This is a genomic window from Corynebacterium sp. HMSC067D03 (assembly GCF_001811185.1).
Classification (GTDB): Bacteria; Actinomycetota; Actinomycetes; order Mycobacteriales; family Mycobacteriaceae; genus Corynebacterium; species Corynebacterium coyleae.
Genome location: NZ_KV803802.1, coordinates 1 through 1,831, shown reverse-complemented (window position 1 = coordinate 1,831; position 1,831 = coordinate 1). Strand labels below are relative to the sequence as shown.

The 1,831-nt window shown below is 56.7% G+C and carries 2 protein-coding genes and 1 pseudogene; all 3 read left to right on the top strand.

The features are described from left to right. Positions 1-224 precede the first annotated feature (224 nt). The gene (locus tag HMPREF2785_RS03125; protein WP_070614233.1) at positions 225-542 is read left to right on the top strand and encodes a hypothetical protein; all 318 of its coding nucleotides are present in this window, start codon (positions 225-227) and stop codon (positions 540-542) included. Between the two features lie 14 nt (positions 543-556). Next, positions 557-1,315 carry an ATP-binding protein gene (locus HMPREF2785_RS03120; RefSeq protein ID WP_070614232.1) on the top strand — a complete coding sequence of 253 codons (759 nt, stop codon included), beginning with the start codon at positions 557-559 and terminating at the stop codon, positions 1,313-1,315. A 105-nt stretch (positions 1,316-1,420) separates the two neighbouring features. After that, positions 1,421-1,786: pseudogene (locus HMPREF2785_RS03115) on the top strand (transposase); the annotation flags it as partial. Positions 1,787-1,831 lie beyond the last annotated feature (45 nt).

Sequence of the window (1,831 nt, the reverse complement as noted above, 5' to 3'; positions counted from 1 at the left end):
CCCTTTTTCATTCCAAAAGAGCCACACCAGTCACAGCAACGCACCAGGAAAGTGGCCTACTTTTTCACGCTGAAACGGACTAAAACAGGCCGCCGAAACGGACTACTTCCCAAGCCGAACTGGACCACCTACATCAGATCAGACACAGGCACAAAGCACTCACCCGCGACGAACTCTTGGCTTGGGCCTCGTCGTTCGGTTCTGCAACGCACGCAGTCATAGCGATGATCCTCGATCGTAATAGTGCCGCCGTCCCCCGCGGACTTCTTCAAGCTCGCAACGTGCTGGCCAACCTGGGCAAAAAGCACAGCAAAGCCACCCTCGAGCCGGCGTGCCAGCAGGTCTTAGAAAAGAAGCTGGCTCCAACTATGGCTGTGATCAAGCGCATCCAGACTGACATTGCGCACGCTCAGCAGCACCCTGCTGCACCAGGGCGAAGGACACAGCCCGCAACGAAGAACCAACAACGCCCAAGCACCCCGCTTACCAGCGACGCAGCTGATGCCGTCTTCATCCGGCCTGCTGACCACTACGAAAACTAGAAGGAGTGTTAACCATGAGCAACATCGACGACGAAACAGTACGGGCAAAAATGCGAAAACTTCGCGTATCGACCTTCGCTGATGTCTTCTACGAGATTGTCAACGACGAGGCCTACGCGGATGCGCTACCAGAGGACATCTTCCTCGCAGCAGTCGAAGAGGCCTACACACAGCGGCAACAACGCAACATCGCCAAAGCCATCACCCAGGCACAATTCCGATACCCGGACGCGAGCCTTGCTGAAGTCACCCGAGCAGAACAACGCGGCATCAACATGCGCCAACTGAAACGAATCGCGGCGACCAACTGGCGGGAAAACCCGACCAACATTCACATCCTCGCACCGACCGGAACAGGGAAAACATACATAGTCTGCGCCATCGGCGTCGCCGCATGCCAAGCCGGATACTCCGTGGCCTACTACCGGCTAGACCAACTCGTAGACATGTTGGCGGTCTTCTCACCGACTGACCAAAACTACCTCGATAAGATGCGGAAACTGATCAATGTCGATGTCCTTATCATCGACGATTTTATGACCATGAGCATCAACCAGCGCGGGCAAGAAGACCTGAGCAAGATCATATTCGACCGCGACGGTCGGCTCCCAACACTGATCTCCTCCCAATCGGCCGCCGCCTATTGGGTCGAAGCCCTCCCCGACAGAGTCGGAGCCGATTCACTCGTTAGCCGCCTCAACAACGGCCACCGAATCCGCATCGGAGACTTCGACATGCGCAAGGCCACCGCCCCAATAGAACCGGACGAATAAGACAAACAGCCGGGCCGACTCCGTCGGCCCGGCCCCGGTACCAACTACCCGGAACACAGCAGTACCGGGTCTCCGGAACACCGGTACCAAAAACCCGCATCTGACAGGCGACAAGCCCGCGAAGTCGTCGACCTGTTAGAACCAAAGTTCCCGCAGGTTGCGGCCTATCTAGAAGAGTCGCTCGATGACGTGTTGGCGTTTACCGCAGCACCGAAACCAGTCTGGAAGAAAGTCTGGTCCAACAACCCCACCGAACGGTTAAACCGGGAGATCCGCCGGCGCACCGACGTTGTGGGCATCTTCCCGAACCGTGAATCCATCATCCGGCTTGTCGGCGCGGTGCTTGCCGAGCAGCACGACGATTGGATCCAGCAAAAACGCTACATGTCACTATCCGCACTCGAGCACACCAAACACCTCATGCACCAAACTGGAGGTGAACATGGCGAACATCACCAGCTAACCGCCTAAAAAAACCCCGAACTGAAGTGCCCCGAGTTTTGTTCCTAGGCATTT